This is a genomic window from Sphingorhabdus sp. YGSMI21 (assembly GCF_002776575.1).
Lineage (GTDB): Bacteria > Pseudomonadota > Alphaproteobacteria > Sphingomonadales > Sphingomonadaceae > Parasphingorhabdus.
On the sequence record NZ_CP022548.1, the window covers coordinates 2856130 to 2875251 of the forward strand.

General features: G+C 58.1%; 15 protein-coding genes. 9 read left to right on the forward strand and 6 right to left on the reverse strand.

Annotation, left to right across the window (positions count from 1 at the left end):
• Positions 1-174: 174 nt before the first annotated feature.
• The 5 genes from CHN51_RS13755 to phoU all read left to right on the forward strand — a co-directional run bounded on the left by CHN51_RS13755 (position 175) and on the right by phoU (position 6827).
• Positions 175-1419, forward strand: a complete 1245-nt coding sequence (locus CHN51_RS13755; RefSeq protein WP_100094529.1) for an N-acetylmuramoyl-L-alanine amidase — start codon at positions 175-177, stop codon at positions 1417-1419.
• Between the two features lie 75 nt (positions 1420-1494).
• Entirely contained in the window at positions 1495-4023 is a 2529-nt protein-coding gene (locus tag CHN51_RS13760; protein ID WP_100094530.1) for a PBP1A family penicillin-binding protein, read from the forward strand.
• Positions 4024-4044: 21 nt separating this feature from the next.
• Positions 4045-4668: a GNAT family N-acetyltransferase gene (locus CHN51_RS13765; protein WP_100094531.1), complete on the forward strand. Its 624-nt coding sequence runs from the start codon at positions 4045-4047 to the stop codon at positions 4666-4668.
• Positions 4669-4811: 143 nt separating this feature from the next.
• Positions 4812-5858, forward strand: coding sequence for a substrate-binding domain-containing protein (locus CHN51_RS13770; RefSeq protein WP_206169902.1), 1047 nt, complete (start codon positions 4812-4814; stop codon positions 5856-5858).
• 240 nt (positions 5859-6098) lie between these two features.
• Entirely contained in the window at positions 6099-6827 is a 729-nt protein-coding gene (gene phoU, locus CHN51_RS13775) for a phosphate signaling complex protein PhoU (protein WP_100094533.1), read from the forward strand.
• 34 nt (positions 6828-6861) lie between these two features.
• Here the strand turns inward: phoU and CHN51_RS13780 are convergent, their stop codons facing one another.
• Complete coding sequence (locus CHN51_RS13780) at positions 6862-8256, reverse strand: OprO/OprP family phosphate-selective porin (RefSeq protein WP_240616734.1); 1395 nt, start codon at positions 8254-8256, stop codon at positions 6862-6864.
• A gap of 179 nt (positions 8257-8435) precedes the next feature.
• On the reverse strand, positions 8436-8612 hold the full coding sequence (locus tag CHN51_RS19840; RefSeq protein ID WP_164089228.1) for a hypothetical protein: 177 nt from the start codon (positions 8610-8612) through the stop codon (positions 8436-8438).
• A gap of 320 nt (positions 8613-8932) precedes the next feature.
• Between CHN51_RS19840 and CHN51_RS13785 the strand changes: the two genes are divergently transcribed.
• From CHN51_RS13785 to CHN51_RS13800, 4 genes are all read left to right on the forward strand, one after another.
• Entirely contained in the window at positions 8933-10426 is a 1494-nt protein-coding gene (locus CHN51_RS13785) for an Eco57I restriction-modification methylase domain-containing protein (RefSeq protein WP_206169903.1), read from the forward strand.
• The gene (locus CHN51_RS13790; RefSeq protein WP_100094534.1) at positions 10423-11367 is read left to right on the forward strand and encodes a BsuBI/PstI family type II restriction endonuclease; all 945 of its coding nucleotides are present in this window, start codon (positions 10423-10425) and stop codon (positions 11365-11367) included. Before CHN51_RS13785 ends, CHN51_RS13790 begins: the two co-directional genes overlap by 4 nt.
• Before the next feature lie 632 nt (positions 11368-11999).
• Complete coding sequence (lepA, locus tag CHN51_RS13795; RefSeq protein WP_100094535.1) at positions 12000-13805, forward strand: translation elongation factor 4; 1806 nt, start codon at positions 12000-12002, stop codon at positions 13803-13805.
• Positions 13806-13958: 153 nt separating this feature from the next.
• Positions 13959-14174, forward strand: coding sequence for a hypothetical protein (locus CHN51_RS13800; RefSeq protein ID WP_100094536.1), 216 nt, complete (start codon positions 13959-13961; stop codon positions 14172-14174).
• Positions 14175-14176: 2 nt separating this feature from the next.
• On the opposite strand, the gene CHN51_RS13805 is transcribed toward CHN51_RS13800, so the two are convergent.
• The 4 genes from CHN51_RS13805 to CHN51_RS13820 form a co-directional block, all read right to left on the reverse strand.
• Positions 14177-14968 (reverse strand): class I SAM-dependent methyltransferase, encoded by a 792-nt coding sequence (locus CHN51_RS13805; RefSeq protein ID WP_240616735.1) that lies wholly within the window; start codon positions 14966-14968, stop codon positions 14177-14179.
• A 416-nt stretch (positions 14969-15384) separates the two neighbouring features.
• Complete coding sequence (locus CHN51_RS13810; protein WP_100094537.1) at positions 15385-17592, reverse strand: xanthine dehydrogenase family protein molybdopterin-binding subunit; 2208 nt, start codon at positions 17590-17592, stop codon at positions 15385-15387.
• A complete protein-coding gene (locus CHN51_RS13815) occupies positions 17589-18578 on the reverse strand; it encodes a xanthine dehydrogenase family protein subunit M (protein ID WP_100094538.1) in 990 nt (329 codons plus the stop codon). The genes CHN51_RS13810 and CHN51_RS13815 overlap by 4 nt, the downstream gene beginning before the upstream one ends.
• On the reverse strand, positions 18575-19120 hold the full coding sequence (locus CHN51_RS13820; protein ID WP_164089230.1) for a 2Fe-2S iron-sulfur cluster-binding protein: 546 nt from the start codon (positions 19118-19120) through the stop codon (positions 18575-18577). The genes CHN51_RS13815 and CHN51_RS13820 overlap by 4 nt, the downstream gene beginning before the upstream one ends.
• Positions 19121-19122 lie beyond the last annotated feature (2 nt).

Consider the following 19122-nt stretch of genomic DNA (forward strand, 5'->3'; position numbering starts at 1 on the left):
GCTGATCGGCAACACAAACTGTGACCGGGGGCAAACATCTCTGCGGATTCCGCTCTCCGCCGAAACGTGCCTAATGCGCCGTTAACCGCGTCATTTTACGGCGCCTTACGAAAGCATCCTTAATGCCGTCTTCACTCCAATATTCGGGGTGAAATCAGCAGGACGCCGCGATCTATGAAAATTGACTGGACCAAAAAGGCACAGCGGATGCATAAGCGGACCATGGCACTGGCAACAATTTTGGCATCGGCACTGGTCAGCATTGCTCCAGCGCATGCAGGCTCTGTCAGCCGCATTGAAGCCAATGGCTCGCAAATCACCATCTCTTTCGATGATCTGGTCGAGGGGGCCTCGGCCTTTTCCCTGATCGGACCGGACCGTATTGCGATTGACGTGCGCGGCGGCAAGGCCGGACGCGGCGGCTCCGCGACCGGCATCGTCAAGTCGGTGCGCCAGGGACAATATAATCCCAATACCGCCCGGATCGTATTCGATCTGGATCGTCCGGCAGTGGTCACCGATGGCAGCTTTTCGAAAGATGGCAGAAGTCTGAAACTGAGCCTGCAAGCGGTCGGCCAGAACCAGTTGGCGAGTGGCCGGCTGTCCTTCCTGCCGCCGGCGCAGTTTCGCGCCGAACCGCCGAAAAAGAAATATAGCGTGAAGGTGCCGCTCGGAAAACCGCGCGATTCTGTCCGTCTGCCGAAAATATACGGGCCCAGCGATCCCAGCCGGCCGCTGGTTGTTATCGATGCCGGGCATGGGGGCCATGATCCGGGCGCAATCTCGCCCCATGGCGACGCGCAGGAAAAAAATGTCACGCTGGCGATTGCCCGGGCGATCCGCGACCGGCTGGTGGCCGGGGGGCGGGTGCGGGTAGCGCTGACCCGCGAAAGCGACGAATATCTGGTGCTCGAAGAGCGTTACGGCATCGCGCGCAGACTCGACGCCGATCTGTTCATGTCGATCCATGCTGATGCCGCTGGCAGCGAGACAGCGTCCGGAGCCACTGTCTACACCTTGTCGGAAGTCGCGTCCGACCGCGAAGCAGCCAAACTGGCAGCGCGCGAGAACAAGGCCAATATCATCAATGGCGTCAACCTCGGTGGAGCAAACCAGGACGTATCATCGATCCTGATCGACCTGACCCAGCGCGAGACCATGAATGTCTCTGCGGATTTCGCCAAATTGCTCCACCGCGAGGGCAGCCGGCAGATGGCGTTCCGCAAAATACCGCACCGCTATGCGTCCTTTGTCGTGCTCAAGGCGCCCGACACGCCTTCGGTATTGTTCGAAACCGGCTATCTGACGAACAAGAACGATGTGGCCTTTCTCAATTCCCGTCAGGGCCGCAGCAAGGTCGCAGCCGGTGTTGCCAGCGCGATCGAGTCACATTTTGCCCGCAAATTGGCGATGCGCTAGAGCAACGAGGCGGGACACGCTTTTCATCGATAATCGCTGGAAAATGGTTGCGAGCCGGTTTAGATAGCGCAGCCTATGGTAAATGATGCGTCAGATACGGCTGGAGAAAGTCTCGCCTACAAGCTCGAACGAAGCACGGGCAGTTTTTTCGAGCGGATCGAAAGATTCTGGCAGAAGAAATGGTTTCGGCTGCTTGTCGCTTTTCTCGCGCTATGTGTGCTGGGCTGGCTGCTGATCTGGCTCATTTTCGCCCGCGATCTGCCCGATGCCACGGCGCTGCAATCCTACGAACCGCCCTTGCCGACAATGGTCCGCGCCTATGACGGAGAACCGGTGCACAGCTATGCCCGCGAACGGCGCGTGCAGCTGGAATATTCGGAATATCCGGCGCTGCTGGTGCGCGCCTATCTGGCCGCGGAAGACCGCACCTTTTTTGAACATGGCGGGCTGGACTATCCCGGTATCGCGACCGCGATGGTCACCAACATCACCCGAAGCGGCCGGCCCGTCGGTGCCTCCACCATCACGCAACAGGTGGCGAAGAATCTGTTGCTGAGCAGCGAGGTCTCCTATCGGCGCAAGGTCCGTGAAGCTATTCTGGCCTACCGGATCGAGGATGTGCTGACGAAAGAAGAGATTCTCGAACTTTATCTCAACCAGATTTTTCTCGGTCGCAACGCTTATGGCGTGCAGGCTGCCGCGCAGGCTTATTTCGGCAAGGATGTCGATGCGCTGGCGCTGCATGAAATCGCCTATCTGGCGATCTTGCCCAAGGGACCGTCTAACTATCGTCCGGAAGTGCACGAGCAGAGAGCGATCAACCGGCGCAATTGGGTGCTCGGCGAAATGCTGGAAAATGGCTGGATCACCGACGCCCAGCATAAGGCCGCGATTGCGCAGCCGCTTGGCGCGATTTCGCGCTCCGGTCCGCGCTTCGAGCGGGTCGGAGGCTATTTTATCGAGGAAGTCCGGCGCCAGCTGATCGAGCAGTTTGGCGAGAATGAAAAGGCAGGCCCTTATAGCGTCTATTCCGGCGGCCTCTGGGTGCGCACATCGCTGAACCCCGAACTGCAGGAATATGCCAAGGACGCCCTGCGCGGGGGCTTGCTGCGCTATAGCAGAGGCAAGGGCTGGAGCGGCCCGATCAACAAGATCGAGATGGACGAGCAATGGGCACAGCGTCTCGCGTCGACCTTCATCAATACCGATTATGCCAACTGGCGGATTGCCGTGGCCATCCGGCGGACTGGCGGCAGCGCAGAAATCGGCTTTACCGACGGGACCACGGGGCGGATAAATTCCGTTCCGGGCGCCTTGAAGGCTGGAGATATTATCGCTGTCAGCCCGCAGGGTGGCAGCAGCTACCGGCTCGAAAATGTCCCGGAAGTTTCGGGCGGCATGGTGGTGCAAAATCCGCGCAACGGCCGGATCTGGGCGATGCAGGGCGGCTTCGACGACCGGATGAGTTCGTTCAACCGCGCGACGCAGGCGGAACGGCAGCCCGGTTCGACGATCAAGCCCTTTGTCTATGCGACCGCGCTCGACCATGGCATGACACCTGCCACATTGATCGCCGACAGCCCGTTTTGTGTTTACCAGTCCGCTTCGCTTGGCCGCAAATGTTTCCGCAATTTCGGCAATTCGCGGGGTGCCGGCGAGCAGACCCTGCGCTGGGGCGTCGAACAGTCGCGCAACCTGATGACGGTGCGCGCTGCCAATGATGCCGGCATGGAAAATGTCGTGAAAACGATCAAGACCATGGGTATCGGCGAATATCAGCCCTATCTCGCCTTCGCCCTGGGCGCTGGCGATACCACGGTGATGAAACTAACCAACGCCTATTCGATGCTCGCCAACCACGGGCGCGAACTGAAGCCGACGGTGATCGATTTTGTCCAGAACCGGCAGGGCGAGGTGATTTTCCGCGCCGACAAGCGGGTCTGCGATAAGTGCAACATGAGCGACTGGGACGGCGAGCCGATGCCGCGTCCACGCCCCGCCGGAAAACAGCTGATGGACCCGATGACCGCCTATCAGATGATCGATATCCTGCAGGGTGTGATCACCCGCGGCACCGCGCAAAATCTGAAAAGTCTCGACCGGCCGCTGTTCGGCAAGACCGGAACGTCCAGCGGCCCGACCAATGTCTGGTTCGTCGGCGGTTCGCCCGACATGGTCGCCGGCGTCTATCTCGGCTATGACCAGCCGCGCAATATGGGCGGCTATGCCCAGGGTGGCACGCTGGCCGCGCCGGTCTTCCGCCGCTTCGCCGAACGGGCGATGGCGGGCATGCCGAAAACTCCGTTTGTCGCGCCGAAGGGCGTACGGATGGTGCGCGTCGATCGCAAGACCGGCAAGCGCGTCTTTGGGGGCTGGCCCACCGACGATCCGAAATCAGCGGTGATCTGGGATGTATTCAAGCCCGAAACCGAACCGCGCCGGTCGATCCGCAAGGACGAGCTTCTGGCAAGGCTGGAAGCCCGCAAGGCGCAATTGCTTGCCGAGCAGGCCGCAGCGCGGGCCCGGGCTCTGGAAGCCAGCCGCAACCGCGGGCCGGCGCAGAATGACGACGAATTCTTGCAGGCTGAAGGCGGCATTTATTAGCGGCGCACGGTCTCGACGCCGATGCTGACGGCATCGGACATCGTGCCTGGGCAAGGTATCGCCACCGTCGGGGTCGAGAGCGTCGCAGCTCTTTCCGATATCACCGCCGATGCCTTTCGCGACGATCCGTTCAACAGCTGGTTGTTCGGCGCTTTTGATCCGATGAAACGGACCTTTTCGGGGCTCGCGCGACATATCTACGCGCCGAACGGCTTTTGCCAGATACTGCGCGAAGACGGCGAAGGCCGTGCGGCGACGATGTGGCTGATGCCCGGCGACAAGGCCGATGCCTCCCTGGCCGGGATGGTGCAGACCTATTGGGGGCTGCTTGCCAGCGGTGGCTGGGGTGCGCTGATGCGCGGCAAGGCAGCCGGCGAGGCGATGGCAAAACATCATCCGAAAGAGCCGCACGCCTATCTGTTCACCGTTGGTGTCGCCAGCGCCGGACGGGGCAGGGGGCTCGGCCGGCGACTGATCCAGCCGGTTCTCGATGCCTGTGACCGCACGGGTACGATGGCCTATCTGGAAAACAGCAATCCGGCCAACCGGCGCTTTTACAACAGCCTGGGTTTCGAGCGGGTGGAACTGTTCCATCCAATGCCCGATAGTCCGCCCCTGGAAGCGATGAAGCGGCTCCCCCGATAGAATATTGGTCGCGGCCGGGCCGCGTGCAATATTAATGAAATAATTCTGTAATTCAAAAGTCATTGAGCGGCAGTAGACGCCTTGTTCGAGAGGTCGCACGGGCATTTTCCGTGTGCAATCAACCTTGAACGAGGGAATTTTTGATGAAAACGAAATTTGCACTAATCGCGATGTCCGCACTGGCGCTGGCCGGCTGTGAAAACCAGGCCGGTAGCAGTGGCGGCGGCGGAAGCCGGGACCAGATCCGCATCGTCGGATCCTCGACCGTCTTTCCGTTCGCCAAGGCCGTGTCGGAAAATTTTGTCACCGCTGGCAGCTTCAAGGCACCGGTATTGGAATCGACCGGAACCGGCGCGGGCATGAGCCTGTTCTGCTCCGGTGTCGGCGCGGACACGCCCGATATCGAAAATGCTTCGCGCCGGATGAAGGCGTCCGAGTTTGAACTTTGCCAGAAAAACGGTGTGACGGATATTGTCGAAATCAATATCGGCATCGACGGTATCGCGGTAGCGCAATCGAATGAGGGTCCGAGTTTTGCCCTGACCCCGGAGCAGATTTACAAGGCTATTGCGGCCAAGCCGTTCGGCAAGGAAAACACCACCAAAAACTGGTCGGATATCGATGCCTCGCTGCCCTCCATGCCGATCAGCGTGTACGGCCCGCCTTCGACTTCCGGTACGCGTGACGCGCTGACCGAACTGATCATGGAAGTCGGCTGCAAAACCGATCCCGCGACCAAGGCGCTCAAGGACAGCAACAAGGACGAATATGAGGCGATCTGCCACGAGATCCGCACCGACGGTCCCTATCTCGACACCGGCGAGAATGACAATCTGATCGTCCAGAAGCTGAAATCCAACCCCAATGCGGTCGGCATCTTCGGCTACAGCTTTCTCGAGGAAAATCTCGACACGGTGCGCGGGATCGTCATTTCCGGGGTCAAGCCTGCCTATGACGCGATTGCGTCGGGCGAATATCCCGGTGCGCGGCCGCTGTACATCTATGTGAAGAAACAGCATGTCGGCGTGATCCCCGGCATCCAGGAATATATCACGGAATTTGTCAACGCGGGCACCCGTGACGGCTATCTGGTCAAGGCCGGCCTGATCGCTTCGCCGGATGCAACCCGGGCCGCGATGCAGGACGCGGTGAAAAATCTGCCGCTGCTGACCAAGGATGTTTTGAAATAGGCGCCCCTTATCGCCTGATCTCAAAATGGATCATGCCCCGAACTAGACAATATCGGTCATGATCCGGGGGCTGTTGGCAACAACGGCCCCCTTTTTATTGTCTGCGACAGGGCGGGACGGCCCGATCCGGGAGGGCAATGGCGCGCCGATCCTCGCCGCGCGACGGCCTGCAAATGCAAATCAATTGCCTTTTATATGACATTTTTGTTACAATGAACGAAACCGCCACAAGGAAACCCGATGAATCTCAGCACCTCCCAGCATACCGTGACCGCCTTTGACGCGGAAATTCACGATCTTCGGGCGATGGTGCTGGAGATGGGCGACAAGAGCACGGCGGCGATTGTCCGGTCGATCGAGGCGCTGTCGCACAATGATCTGGCGCTGGCGAAAGCGGTGGTCTCGGATGATCGCGAGATTGACGAACTGGAGCGGCGGATCGATGCCTTGTCGATCCAGACGATCGCCTTGCGCGCGCCGATGGCGGACGATCTGCGCCATCTGATCGCGACCTTCAAGATTTCGAGCATTGCCGAGCGGATCGGAGACTATGCCAAGAATATCGCCAAGCGGGTGCCGCTCGTGGCCGAGTCCAGCCGCAAGGTTGAGCCCGCCTCGCTGCTGCCCTCGATGGCCAATATCGCCGCCGAACTGGTCCGGGATTCGTTCAAGGCCTATGCCGACGGCGACGCGGATCTGGCGGTGTCGGTCTGGGCGAGGGACCAGACGCTGGACCATTTCTACACCAGTATCTTCCGCGCAATCATTACCTATATGGTCGAAAATCCCGCCTATATCAGCGAATCCGCGCATCTGCTGTTCATCGCGAAAAATCTCGAGCGGATTGGCGATCATGCGACCAATATCGCGGAGCTGACCTATTTTGCCGAAACCGGACGGCAGATGCCGGATCGCAACAAGGGCGACGATGTCGGCACCATCTGGGACGAGCAGCAGTCATCAACCTAGGTCGACGACCGCCGCCCGGCGCAGATCATGCGGATCAGAAGCTGATCTGGAACCGTCCGGCCACGGCATCGACATTATAGTCACCATCGCCCGCCGCGAGGATCGCCGCGTTGCTATAGTCCAGTTTCGAATAGCTCAGCAGGAAGCGGACATAGTCGACCGGCGTCCAGATAAGCGACGCTTGATAGGCATCCTGCGTGCCCCCGACAAAGCCGGCATCGACCAGGTCGAGCCGGTCATAGCGGACATTGACCTGCCACGCGCCGAGACCGCCCTGGCCGACGGGATTGGACACTTTCACACCCTTGAACACGCCTTCCTTGTAGCCGCGCGTGTCGTCGGTCAGGAACAGGCCCGCCTCGACCGAACCGCCGAAGAAGGTCGGATCGGCGAGCGCGCCGCTGCGGTTCAGGTTGAGCCAGTGGCCCTCTGCCGCCGCGTGGAACCGTCCGGAAATGACCGCAGCCTCCAGCCCGTAGCTGGTCTCTGACTCTGCGTCAGCAATCGTGCCGGTGTCGATGAAGCGCGTGTCGGTAAAATGCACCGCCGGGCGCTGGCGATAGCGGCGCGACGTCGTGGCATCGCCAAGATCGCGATAATGGTAGGACGCCCCAAAATGGGTCTGCGTGTCGCCGAATTTCGGCATTGCCACGGCGCGCACGTCAAAGCCGATGCTGTTGTCCTCGTCATTGTTGAGGTCGTCGATATTTGCGGTAAACACCCCGGCCTGGAACAGCAGGTCCGAGACGCCATATTGCGCGGACAGGCCGACCCGCCGCTCGAAGCCAAAGGCATCGGTATAGCCGGCGCGCTCGATGAAGCTGGTGTCGTTGCTGCTCGACAGCTCTTCCAGCCCCTGGAAGGTGTTGTGCTGGCCCGCCGTCACCGTCAACCCGCCGTCTTCATAAATGAAAAAGGCGTCGGTCAGATCGATTGCGTTGCCGGCAAAATCGGCTTCCAGCTTGTAGCCGAAGCCGCCCGGGATCGATCCCGAAGCGCCGAGCCGGATGCGCCGGGCTTCATTGGCAAAGCCAAGACCGGCGTCGTTGATTGAGTCCGGCGCATTGACGGTACCAAAGTCGTAAAGCATCCGGCCGCGCGGCTTGAAGCTCCAGCCGTCTTCGCCCTTGATCTCCGGCGCGCCCTTGAAGGCGACCTTGACCGGCTTCTGCTGCTCCAGCTTTTCCTCGGTCGCAGCCAGCTTGGCTTCGGTCGCCGCGATCGCGCTGGTCGAGGCTTGCTGCGTCTGCTGCACATTGCCGAGCTGCGCCTTCAGATCGGCGACTTCGCGTTCGAGCTGGTTGAGCTTGCTCAGCAGGGCCGCAGCCTGCTCCGCCGAAATCGTCTCCGCCATGGCCGATGCGGGATAAAGTCCGATCGCCGCGGTCCCGGCCAGCAGGCCTATTGTCTTGAGCATATGGTTTTTCATAATCGCCTGTCCATTGCATTTTCGTTGCATGATGGTGAGCGATCTATGACCGGAGCGTTGCCCTTTCATGGCATATTTATTTCACGTTTGTGACAGGGCGCGGCTGTGGGGTGCCGGGGCAGGGCGATAGGCTAGCGGTGGCGCGGGGCGACGGCGAAGGCGCGCGAGACGGCGTGCCCTTAACCGGCAACAGGCAAGCGGCGCTTGCCCTTGGTCCGGCTGGTCAGATGATATTGGAAGCAGCGGTCACAAGCATAGGGGCGCAGATCGATGGTCGCGGATAGGGCCGCCGCGACAGCGTCCGCCTCGCTGGCAAAGCGCTTTTTCTTGCGGCAAATGGCGAGGCGGGTGCGCATGGGGGTGGGCTTTCTGGTGCAATGTCCTTTTCAGAAACTTCGAGGTTTCAGACATAATCGGCCAAAGACGTGTTAAACGCTTGCCCAGAATCTGACAATACGACATTTTTGGTGGAGTAAATGAGGGGCGAATTTTCGGGTGTTATTCACTAACTTCTTGGACCGATGCATCATTGCTGTTTAGGGCTATGCAATTGCCGTCACGAAAACGTCTCTCCCGACCTAGCTTTGTGAAAAATGGGGAGGCATGCGTGATCTTTGTCGTTTTTGTAATTCGAGCGTTGACTTGTTTTGGATAGTCAATGAGAGTTCGAATCCTTATGGCAATATCATCTTCTTTGGCTTTAATAAGCGCGCCCACAGTTTCCCAAGAACACGAATTCGACCAAGCCACCGAGAACCGGCAGGCCGAACTGGGGCAGTACATGACTCCCCCCCAGATTTCCGAATTTATGGCTGGTCAGTTTGATTCGAAGCGTATCTCAGACGTTAAACTCTTGGACGCTGGAGCAGGGTTTGGCTCTTTATCAATAGCTTTTGCTGATCGATGGCTGGCTAGCGCTGACGCGGAGCATTCGCTTTCGATATCGGCTTATGAGATTGATCCAAATCTAGTTTTGCCGTTGAGAACAAGATTATCAAATTTAGAATCTTCAGAAACTAGTATTTCATCTGAAGTCATTGAGGGCGATTTTGTTGGTCACGCGGTTTCAATGATTAAGCATGGGAATGAACCTTTCTCCCATGCAATTTTAAATCCGCCGTACATGAAAATTCGAAGTGGTTCTGCCGCACACACATTGATGGCATCTGTCGAAATTGAAACGGTTAATCTGTATTCCGGATTCGTAGCGCTAGCGCTGGCTTTGGTTCGTCAAGAGGGGGAAGTTGTAGCGATTATACCACGGAGTTTTTGCAATGGACCTTACTACCGCTCATTCCGAGAGTTTATACTCGAAAGGTCTTCTCTTAAAAGCATCCACCTTTTTGAAAAAAGAGATAAAGCATTTTCTAAAGACAATGTTCTACAGGAAAACATAATCATTCGTCTTCAGAAAGGTGTGCCGCAGGAGGACGTTGTAATTTCCTCCTCTTCCGACGGTAGCTTCTCCGACCTCGAAACAAATGTCGTACCTTATGAAGAAATTGTCTTTCCCAGTGACCCGAGGAAGTTCATTCATATTCCCTCCAAAGATTCCAGTGATGCGCTGATTAGACACCCTCGATACAAAAGTACGCTAGAAAATATCGGCCTTTCGGTGTCGACAGGGCCGATAGTCGACTTTAGAGTAAAAGAGCATCTGAGGAAAAAAGCCAGTTCGGAAGATGCTCCATTACTTTATCCTGGGCATTTTAGCGAACGTATGCTTAATTGGCCGCGCGAAAATTTTAAAAAGGCCAACGCAATTGCCATCAACTCTAATACCAAACGTTGGTTGTATCCTAGAGGTTTCTATGTTGTTGTACGGCGGTTTTCTTCAAAAGAGGAAGATAGGCGAATAGTTGCCAGTCTGGTTGACCCAAACCGACTTCCCGAAACGCCCATCGGCTTTGAAAATCACTTGAATGTTTTTCATCAAAAAAAAGGTCCGCTAGAAGAAAACGTGGCTCGAGGGCTGATAGTTTATCTCAATTCGGACATAGTTGACAATTGGATGAGAAACTTCAGCGGCCACACACAGGTTAACGCGACTGATCTGAGATACCTACCCTATCCAGATCTGCAATTACTGAGCCGTTTTGGTGAATGGAGTACGAATTATTCTAAATTATCTCAGGTTCAGATAGACAATAAAGTTGCGGGCATACGGTGAGCCACCCAAATATTAAATCTGCTTTAAAGATACTGGAAATGTTGGACTTTCCGAAAGCTCAACTAAATACTCGATCTGCGCTTACATTATTGGCATTGGCAAATGTAGGCCCAAAAGACCATTTTTCGGATTCAGAAAACCCGCTGCTCGGGATTACTCCAATTATGGATTGGATACGTCATAACTATGATGTTTTTTATGCACCCAATAGCCGCGAAACATTCAGACGTAAGACGGTTCACCAGTTTCGAGATGCGGGCCTTGTACTCTATAATCCTGACGAGCCTACGCGTGCCGTAAATAGCCCAAAGGCAGTCTATCAATTGGCACCATATGCGTTGGAATTATTAAGAAAATTCGATTCAAGTGCCTTTTCAGATGCCTTGTCAGGCTATCTTAATATCCGAGGTGGATTAGCCGAACAATATGCGCAAGCACGAAATATGCATCGAATTCCGGTTGAAATTGCAGAAGGCACCGTTCTTTCCTTAAGCGCCGGCATTCATAGCCAGTTGATCAAGGACATTATTGTTTCTTTCGCCCCGCATTTTGCACCAGGAAGTCGGCTTGTATATGCAGGTGATACCGGTGAAAAAATGGGGTATTTTGATTCTGAGCGGTTGGCAAGTTTGGGCGTAACGGTTGATGAGCATGGAAAAATGCCGGATGTAGTGCTTCACTTTGAGTCTAAAAACTGGTTGATCTTGGCAGAAGCGGTTACCAGTCATGGCCCGGTTGACGGAAAAAGACACGCTGAGCTAATGGAATTATTTGATTGCTCATCAGCTGGACTAGTTTACGTAACTGCGTTCCCCTCTCGCTCGGTCATGGGACGATATCTCTCAGAAATAGCATGGGAAACTGAGGTGTGGGTGGCCGATTCTCCTACTCATCTAATCCATTTTAACGGCGAGCGTTTTCTTGGTCCGTATGTTGATTGAGTCAATTTCGAAGTCAGTAACGTTTATATCACACCTTCCCAAGACCGACCGGATCATGAAGGAAATCAATCTGCCGTTCGACTGATTTTCCTCCCTGCCGCGCAGCGGTGGGGAGGGGAACCGTCCGCAGGATGGTGGAGGGGGCGGTTGGGTTTGGTCGTGGCCTTTGGGGGGCGAGATGATTTTCGGAGGGTTTTTGTTGCCGGACGTGTGCCTCCGTCGCGCCTTCGGCACGCCACCTCCCCATTGCTTTGCAACGGGGAGGAAATGGGTGCTCCAAGGTTCTTTCCTACACATGCCTGCCTATGCCATATCCTTGGACGGCTCTTTGACAATCAAATCCTCCTCCGCCCCTATCTGCAAAAGCGGAGTGGGAAGGCTCGCCGCTGCCCGCTGCTTTCCCCCTTCTCACCTCGTTCAGACTCTCTGCTCCAAAACTGAACAAGCGGCTTTTGCGGACCGGCGCTGCTGCCGAAATCCCGCCCGAAAAACCCCGGAAGTTTTCAAATTCATAACAGTGTAAAGTTTGTAAAGTTCGATTGGCGGCGCGGGATGAAATCGCCGTGAAGATGTCGGACGCGGGGCGGACGTTTCCTGCTGACAAGGGCTTGCGCCCCTGCTAACGGCTGGCCATGACCGAACGTTCCCATATCCGCAATTTTTCCATCATCGCCCATATCGATCATGGCAAATCGACTCTCGCCGACCGGCTGATCCAGCATACGGGCGGACTCACCGAGCGCGAGATGAGCGAGCAGGTGCTCGACAATATGGATATCGAGCGCGAGCGCGGGATCACGATCAAGGCGCAGACGGTGCGGCTCAATTATACGGCGAAGGACGGCGAGACCTATGAGCTCAGCCTGATGGACACGCCGGGCCATGTCGACTTTGCCTATGAGGTGTCGCGGAGCCTGGCGGCCTGCGAAGGGGCGTTGCTGGTGGTCGACGCGGCGCAGGGCGTGGAAGCGCAGACTTTGGCCAATGTCTACCAGTCGATCGAGCATGATCACGAGATCATTCCGGTGCTCAACAAGATCGATCTGCCGGCGGCCGAGCCGGAACGGGTGCGCAACGAGATCGAGGAAATCATCGGGCTCGACGCCTCGGACGCGGTAATGGCGAGCGCCAAGTCGGGCATCGGTATCGAGGATATATTGGAGCAGATCGTCGCCAAGATCCCGCCACCGGGCGGCGACCGCGACAAGCCGCTGAAGGCGATGCTGGTCGACAGCTGGTATGATCCCTATCTCGGCGTGGTCATATTGGTGCGGGTGATCGACGGGGTGATCACCAAGGGGCTGAAGATCAAGTTCATGGCCCAGGGCACCGAGCATCTGGTCGACCGGGTCGGCTGCATGCGGCCGAAGATCGAGCAGCTGCCGGAACTGGCGGCGGGCGAGATCGGCTTTATCACGGCGCAGATCAAGGAAGTCAGCCAGACCGCGGTCGGTGACACGATCACGACGGTGAAAAATCCCGCGACCGAGCCGCTGCCGGGCTTCAAGGAAGTGCAGTCGGTGGTCTTCTGCGGTCTGTTCCCGGTCGATGCTGCGGATTTCGAGAAATTGCGCGAGAGCATCGGCAAGCTGCGGCTGAACGACGCGAGCTTCACTTTCGAGATGGAGACCAGTGCGGCATTGGGACAGGGATTCCGCTGCGGTTTTCTGGGGTTGCTGCATCTGGAGATCGTTCAGGAACGGCTGACCCGCGAATATGATCTCGACCTGATCACCACCGCGCCGTCGGTGGTCTACCGGATCGAGATGAACGACGGCAGCGAGATGTTCCTGCACAACCCGGCGGATATGCCGGACGTGGTCAAGATCCGCGAGATCGAGGAGCCGTGGATCGAGGCAACCATCTATTGCCCCGACGAATATCTCGGCGGGATATTGAAGCTTTGCCAGGACCGGCGCGGGGTGCAGAAGAATCTGACCTATGTCGGCGACCGGGCGCAGGTTGTCTACGAACTGCCGCTCAACGAGGTGGTGTTCGACTTTTACGACCGGCTGAAGAGCATTTCGCGCGGCTATGCGAGCTTCGACTATCACCAGATCGGTCTGCGCACCGGCCAGCTGGTGAAGATGAACATCATGGTCAACGGCGATCCGGTCGACGCGCTGAGCATGATCGTCCACCGCGACGCCGCCGAAGCGCGCGGCCGGCATATGTGCGAGCGGCTGAAAGACCTGATCCCGCGGCATCTGTTCAAGATCCCGGTGCAGGCGGCAATCGGCGGCAAGGTGATCGCCCGCGAGACCATCTCGGCGATGCGCAAGGACGTCACCGCCAAATGCTATGGTGGCGACATCAGCCGCAAGAAGAAGCTGCTCGACAAGCAGAAGAAGGGCAAGGCGAAGATGCGCGAATATGGCAATGTCAGCATCCCGCAGGAAGCCTTTATCGCGGCGCTGAAGATGGGCGACGAGGGTTAGGTCACCGCCCGGACGGGAATCGAACGCCCGATTTGTTTCACATTATTTCCCAGTGCAACTATGGTAAATAGTGTTGAAACTAATTGTAACATCTCATATGTTGCACCTGCGAGACACGCATCAGGGTCGCATCTGATTTGCGGGAAGCACCCAATGTTCGATTTTTTTGAAACAAGTTATCGTCGGGCGAAAGATGCACGGGAGGTAAAGTCCTATTTCGCCAAATATGGCGAGCAGGCTATTGATATTCTGGCCGAACGGGCGAGCGACAGGGATCTGTCGAGGCGGGACCGGCGGCATTGGCGGCGGCTGGCGCGGAAGGCGCGGCGGCGGCGGAGCCAACTGGTCACGCAACTGAATACCGGCTGAGATCAACCGCTGTCCCGCTGATAGGGGCAGGGCGTGATGTCGCCGGGCTTTATGGCAGGCCCCTTGGCCCGGAAACGCGCGAAATAGCCGCCGAGCTCGGGGCGCTCCATGAAGCCGACCAGTTCGTAGCCGACGGCCTCGAATTCGCAGAACAGCTGCTTCGGCGGTATGCCGTGCTGCGTCACGTCGCGGTTGACGTCGACCACGATCACCTCGCCGGCACCATCATCTCTCGCCTTGTCGAGCAGGGCCGGACGCAGGCGCGAGAGGAAGGCATAGGGTTCGCGTACCTCGTGATACATGTGGACCAGGAATATCCGGTCGAAACTATTCTCCGGCAGCCGCGGATCGTCCGGCGCGCCGAGCTTGATCGAGACATTGTCCAGGCTCTCCCGGTTGACGCGCTCGGCCAACCGGTCGATCGCTTCCTCGTCGATGTCCTGCGCCAGTACCCGGCCCGCCGCACCCACTTTCTCGGCCAGCCGCACGGTATAATAGCCTTCGCCGGCCCCGATATCGGCGACCGTCATGCCCGGCTCCAGCCCCGCGGCCTTCATGATCTCCTCGGCCTCGCCGCGCTTGTCGCGGGCGGTTTCGGTCGACCATTGATTGCCGGCCAGTTCCGACACCGGCCGTGACGCCGGCGGATAGGCGCGCGCGGTCTCTGCGCGCATCTCATCCTCGTCGGGCAGCCTCTTGCAGGCGCCGAGCGGCGCGGTCAGCAGCAGCAGGGCAGACAGGCCGGCCATCAGGCGGGCAGGCGGCAGCGCGGTCCGGGCGGTGATATTCATCATCACCGGAAGACTAGGGGAGCGCACCGTCCGGTTCAATCCCTGTTTGCACCCCTCCAGCGGGATGGCATTGTATCAAGCGCTGGCGCTTATGGTCGGTTGAAATATTGACCGGTAATATAAAGCGTAGCGCCCGGTCGAGAAGCACCAGGGTCACACGGATCACACCCCCTAAGGCTGAAACAGATATTGTGTGAATAAAATTATATAAGGTATTGATATAGAATTATATATTGAGAAATTATATACTTAGTCGGCGCGGCTGCGCGATCGGTTGGCGATTGTCTTTCAAAAGGTCCGCGGGTCATTTCTGCCTCCATTATGGGCAGCAGGATAATGATCCGCAACCATGTAGGAAAGCGGTTTTCGCGTCGTGCCAGCTATCGCCGGTAGGTTCAAACCGCTCTCCCAAATTATTCCTATTTGTCGGGCAATCCCGCCAGCAGCTTGTCGAGCGTAGCAGGATAGTCCCGCACCCGGATCCCGGTCGCATTATAGATCGCATTGGTGACCGCGGCGGCAGCACCGCAGATGCCCAGTTCGCCGATTCCCTTGGCCTGGATCGGGCTGGCGAATTCGTCACGCTCCTTGAGCAGGACAACCTCGATCTGCGGCACGTCCAGATTGACCGGGATATGATATTCGGCGAGATCGTGGTTGACGATATGGCCGTCGCGCTTGTCGAAGGCCAGCTCTTCGGTCAGCGCGCTGCCGAGGCCCCAGATCATGCCGCCATAGCATTGCGATGTCGCGGTCTTCTCGTTCAATATCCGCCCCGCGCCAAATACGCCGAGCATCCGCTTTACCCGTGTTTCCCCGGTGATCGCATTGACCGCAACTTCGGCAAAATAGGAACCGTAGGTCGCTTGTTGCCAGTCCTCCAGCGTCTTGCCGGGTTCGATATGGCCAATCGCGGAAATTTCTTCTCCGTCCAATATGTCCGCAAGCGACCGCGCCGAATCTCCCTTTCCGGCCTTGCCGTCTGCAAGATCGAGATCACCTTCATCGCTGCGCAGCTTGTCGGCGAGTTTGCGGCGGATTTCCTCGCAGGCCAGAAAGACCGCCGAGCCGGAAGAGGAGGCGCCCCAGGACCCGCCCGAGCCCGGTCCCGCCGGAAAATCGGTGTCACCAAGCTTCGTTTCAACCTTGTCCGCCGGTAGACCCAGCATGTCGCAGGCAATCTGCGTCAGTATCGCGTAGGTTCCGGTGCCGATGTCGGTCATGTCGGTTTCGACCACGGCGCTTCCGTCTGCCAGCAATGTGACCTTGGCCTTGGCTTCGGACAGGACATTGATCCGGGCGGCGCCAGCCATGCCGTGACCGATCAGCCAGTCGCCTTCTCGTGTTGCGCCGGGTTTGCGGTTGCGCTTGTCCCATCCGAACAGTTTTGCGCCCTCGTCGAGCGCCTCGGTAAACCGGCGCGACGAATAAGGGATATCCTTCTCCGGATGCTGTTCGGGAATATTGCGCTTTCTGAGCTCGACCGGATCGATACCGGCGGCTTCCGCCAGTTCGTCCATCGCATTTTCCAGCACCTGCATGCCGACCGCTTCGCCCGGCGCGCGGACCGAGCCGCCGCAGGTTCGGTTGAGCCGCGCGACTTCGATGCCGAGCTTGCGATTCTTTCCACCGTACAAGAAATGGGTCGCCTGGGTGACCGGTTCGTAAAATTCCTCGCCCGGCAGATTGGAAACCAGACATTCGTGCCCGAGGCCGGTCAGAACACCGTCCTCGCCGCAGGACAGCCGCACATGCTGCCGGGTTTCGGAGCGGCGCATAGTGGCTTCGAATACCTGCTGGCGCGACAGGGTCACACAGACAGGCCGACCGATTTCTTTCGCCGCAATAGCCGCCGCGACCGCTTCCGGTGAAAGACCGAGTTTCGAGCCAAAGCCGCCACCGACAAAGGGCGAAAGCATACGGATATTATCCGCGCTGATATGCAGCGCGTCGGCCAGTTCGTTGATGTTGAAATTCAGCATCTGGTAGCTGCCGCGCAGGGTCAGCTTGTCGCCGTCCCAGCTGGCGATAGCGCAATGCGGCTCCATCGCGGCGCTGTTATGGCCGGGCGTGCGATAGACCTGATCCACGGTGAAAGCGGCGTCGCGCATCGCCTGATCAAGGTCGCCCTGATCCAGCTGGTCATCCTCGGGCTTGTCTGTTTCCGTGTCGGCTGCCTCCGGGTCAAAAGCCGCATTGCCTTCGGTTTCGTAGCCGATTTTCAGATCGTTCGCGGCATGGCGCGCCTGTTCGAAAGTGTCGCCTACCACCAGTGCGATCGGCTGGCCGAAATAATCGACCTGCTTCGATCCCTGCGGGGGTGCTTCATTGGCACCGCCTTGCGCCGGTCGCCGCAGCAGGCGATCGTCGGTGATCACGGCGTGTATCGCATCGTCCCCCAGAATCTCGTCGCTGGCCACATCGGTGACGCGGCCCTTGGAGATCGTCGCGCGCGCCAGAACTCCGTGGACCATGTCCGGGACGTCCCATTCGTGCGCATAGGTTGCCTGGCCGGAGACCTTGAGCGGGCCGTCGGGGCGGTCCATCGCTGTCCCGACCAGTCCCTGACGCATATCATCCAGACGGTTGCGAGAGTCCGGTTTGTCCATTTTCCGATGCGCGTTCATGATGCGGCTCCTGTCTGTGTCGCTTCTTTCAGGACGGAAATCAGAACGCGTCTGGTCAGCGGTATCTTGAAATCATTGCTGCCATAGCCCTGCGCTTCGGCGAGCAATTGGTCGGCGGCCTTGCCGAACAGTTCGGCGGAAGGCTGTTGTCCGACCAGCAATTCCTCAACCGCTTCGTCACGCCATGGCTTGTGGGCCAGTCCGCCAAAAGCCAGCGCGACGCCGTCTATTGTGTTACCGTCCATCTTTACGATGGCAGCCACTGAACAAAGCGCGAAAGCGTAAGAGGCGCGATCGCGGACCTTCTGGTAAATCTGTTTGCCCTCGACCCGAGGTGGCAGGATCACCGCGGTGATCAGGTCGCCGGGCTCGAGGATATTGTCCTTCTCCGGATGGTCTCCGGGCAGCAGGTGAAATTCCTGCACCGGAACGTGCCGGATATCGCCGGCTTTGTCCTCGATTTCGACCTCGGCGTCCAGAGCCGTCATCGCCACCGCCATGTCGCCGGGATAGGTGGCTATGCAGGCGTCGCTCGCGCCCAAAATGGCGTGGATACGGTTGAAACCTTCCATCGCTTGACAGCCGGAGCCCGGCTCGCGTTTGTTGCAGGGCATCGCGGTATCGTAGAAATAGTAGCAGCGAGTACGCTGGCACAGATTACCCCCGGTGGTTGCCTTGTTGCGCAGTTGCCCGCTCGCGCCGGCAAGAATGGCGCGCGACAGGACAGGGTAATCATCACGGATGCGCTTATCGGCGGCGCAATCGCTGTTGGTCACCAAAGCGCCGATCCGCAGACCGCCATCATCGGTCTCGCCGATCTGGGAGAGATCGAGCCGGTTGATATCGACGAGCTTGTCGGGTGCCATCACCTCGAGCTTCATCAGGTCGAGCAAATTGGTACCGCCGGCGATGAAGGTCGCATTATTTGCTGCCTGGGCGGTTGCATCGCCGCGCTCGGTGGCTCTCGCATATTCAAAGGGCTTCATGACTGTTCTCCGGCGGCCTGACGGATCGCATTGACGATATTGGGATAGGCGGCGCAGCGACAGAGATTGCCACTCATCCGTTCCGATATTTCTTCGTCGCTCAATTCTGCGGGACCGTCGAGATCGTCGGAAACAAAGCTCGGCCATCCGGCCTTGGCTTCCTCGATCATCGCCGTGGCGGAGCAGATCTGGCCCGGCGTGCAATAGCCGCACTGGAAACCGTCATGCGCGACAAAGGCCGATTGCAGAGCCGACAGATTGTCCGGCTGGCCTATGCCCTCGATCGTCGTGATTTCGTCACCGTCATGCATGCATGCGAGGGTCAGGCAGGAATTGACCCGCCGTCCCTCGACGATGACGGTGCAGGCACCGCACTGGCCATGATCGCAGCCCTTCTTGGTTCCGGTTAGCCCGAGATGGTTGCGCAGCGCATCGAGCAAAGTAACTCGGCTGTCGGCCTCCAGCTTGTGCGTTTTCCCGTTTACGACAAGTTCGGTGCTTTCCATTTGACGGCGTCCTTCCCAAGAGTGGCGACGTGACATGC

What these genes read in the sequence shown, in the direction of transcription:
- CHN51_RS13755 (WP_100094529.1), top strand. Translation starts at nt 175, where the DNA reads ATGAAAATTGACTGGACCAAAAAGGCACAGCGGATGCATAAGCGGACC.
- CHN51_RS13760 (WP_100094530.1), top strand. Translation starts at nt 1,495, where the DNA reads ATGGTAAATGATGCGTCAGATACGGCTGGAGAAAGTCTCGCCTACAAG.
- CHN51_RS13765 (WP_100094531.1), top strand. Translation starts at nt 4,045, where the DNA reads ATGCTGACGGCATCGGACATCGTGCCTGGGCAAGGTATCGCCACCGTC.
- CHN51_RS13770 (WP_206169902.1), top strand. Translation starts at nt 4,812, where the DNA reads ATGAAAACGAAATTTGCACTAATCGCGATGTCCGCACTGGCGCTGGCC.
- phoU (WP_100094533.1), top strand. Translation starts at nt 6,099, where the DNA reads ATGAATCTCAGCACCTCCCAGCATACCGTGACCGCCTTTGACGCGGAA.
- CHN51_RS13780 (WP_240616734.1), bottom strand. Translation starts at nt 8,256, where the DNA reads ATGAAAAACCATATGCTCAAGACAATAGGCCTGCTGGCCGGGACCGCG.
- CHN51_RS19840 (WP_164089228.1), bottom strand. Translation starts at nt 8,612, where the DNA reads ATGCGCACCCGCCTCGCCATTTGCCGCAAGAAAAAGCGCTTTGCCAGC.
- CHN51_RS13785 (WP_206169903.1), top strand. Translation starts at nt 8,933, where the DNA reads ATGGCAATATCATCTTCTTTGGCTTTAATAAGCGCGCCCACAGTTTCC.
- lepA (WP_100094535.1), top strand. Translation starts at nt 12,000, where the DNA reads ATGACCGAACGTTCCCATATCCGCAATTTTTCCATCATCGCCCATATC.
- CHN51_RS13800 (WP_100094536.1), top strand. Translation starts at nt 13,959, where the DNA reads ATGTTCGATTTTTTTGAAACAAGTTATCGTCGGGCGAAAGATGCACGG.
- CHN51_RS13805 (WP_240616735.1), bottom strand. Translation starts at nt 14,968, where the DNA reads ATGATGAATATCACCGCCCGGACCGCGCTGCCGCCTGCCCGCCTGATG.
- CHN51_RS13810 (WP_100094537.1), bottom strand. Translation starts at nt 17,592, where the DNA reads ATGAACGCGCATCGGAAAATGGACAAACCGGACTCTCGCAACCGTCTG.
- CHN51_RS13815 (WP_100094538.1), bottom strand. Translation starts at nt 18,578, where the DNA reads ATGAAGCCCTTTGAATATGCGAGAGCCACCGAGCGCGGCGATGCAACC.
- CHN51_RS13820 (WP_164089230.1), bottom strand. Translation starts at nt 19,120, where the DNA reads ATGTCACGTCGCCACTCTTGGGAAGGACGCCGTCAAATGGAAAGCACC.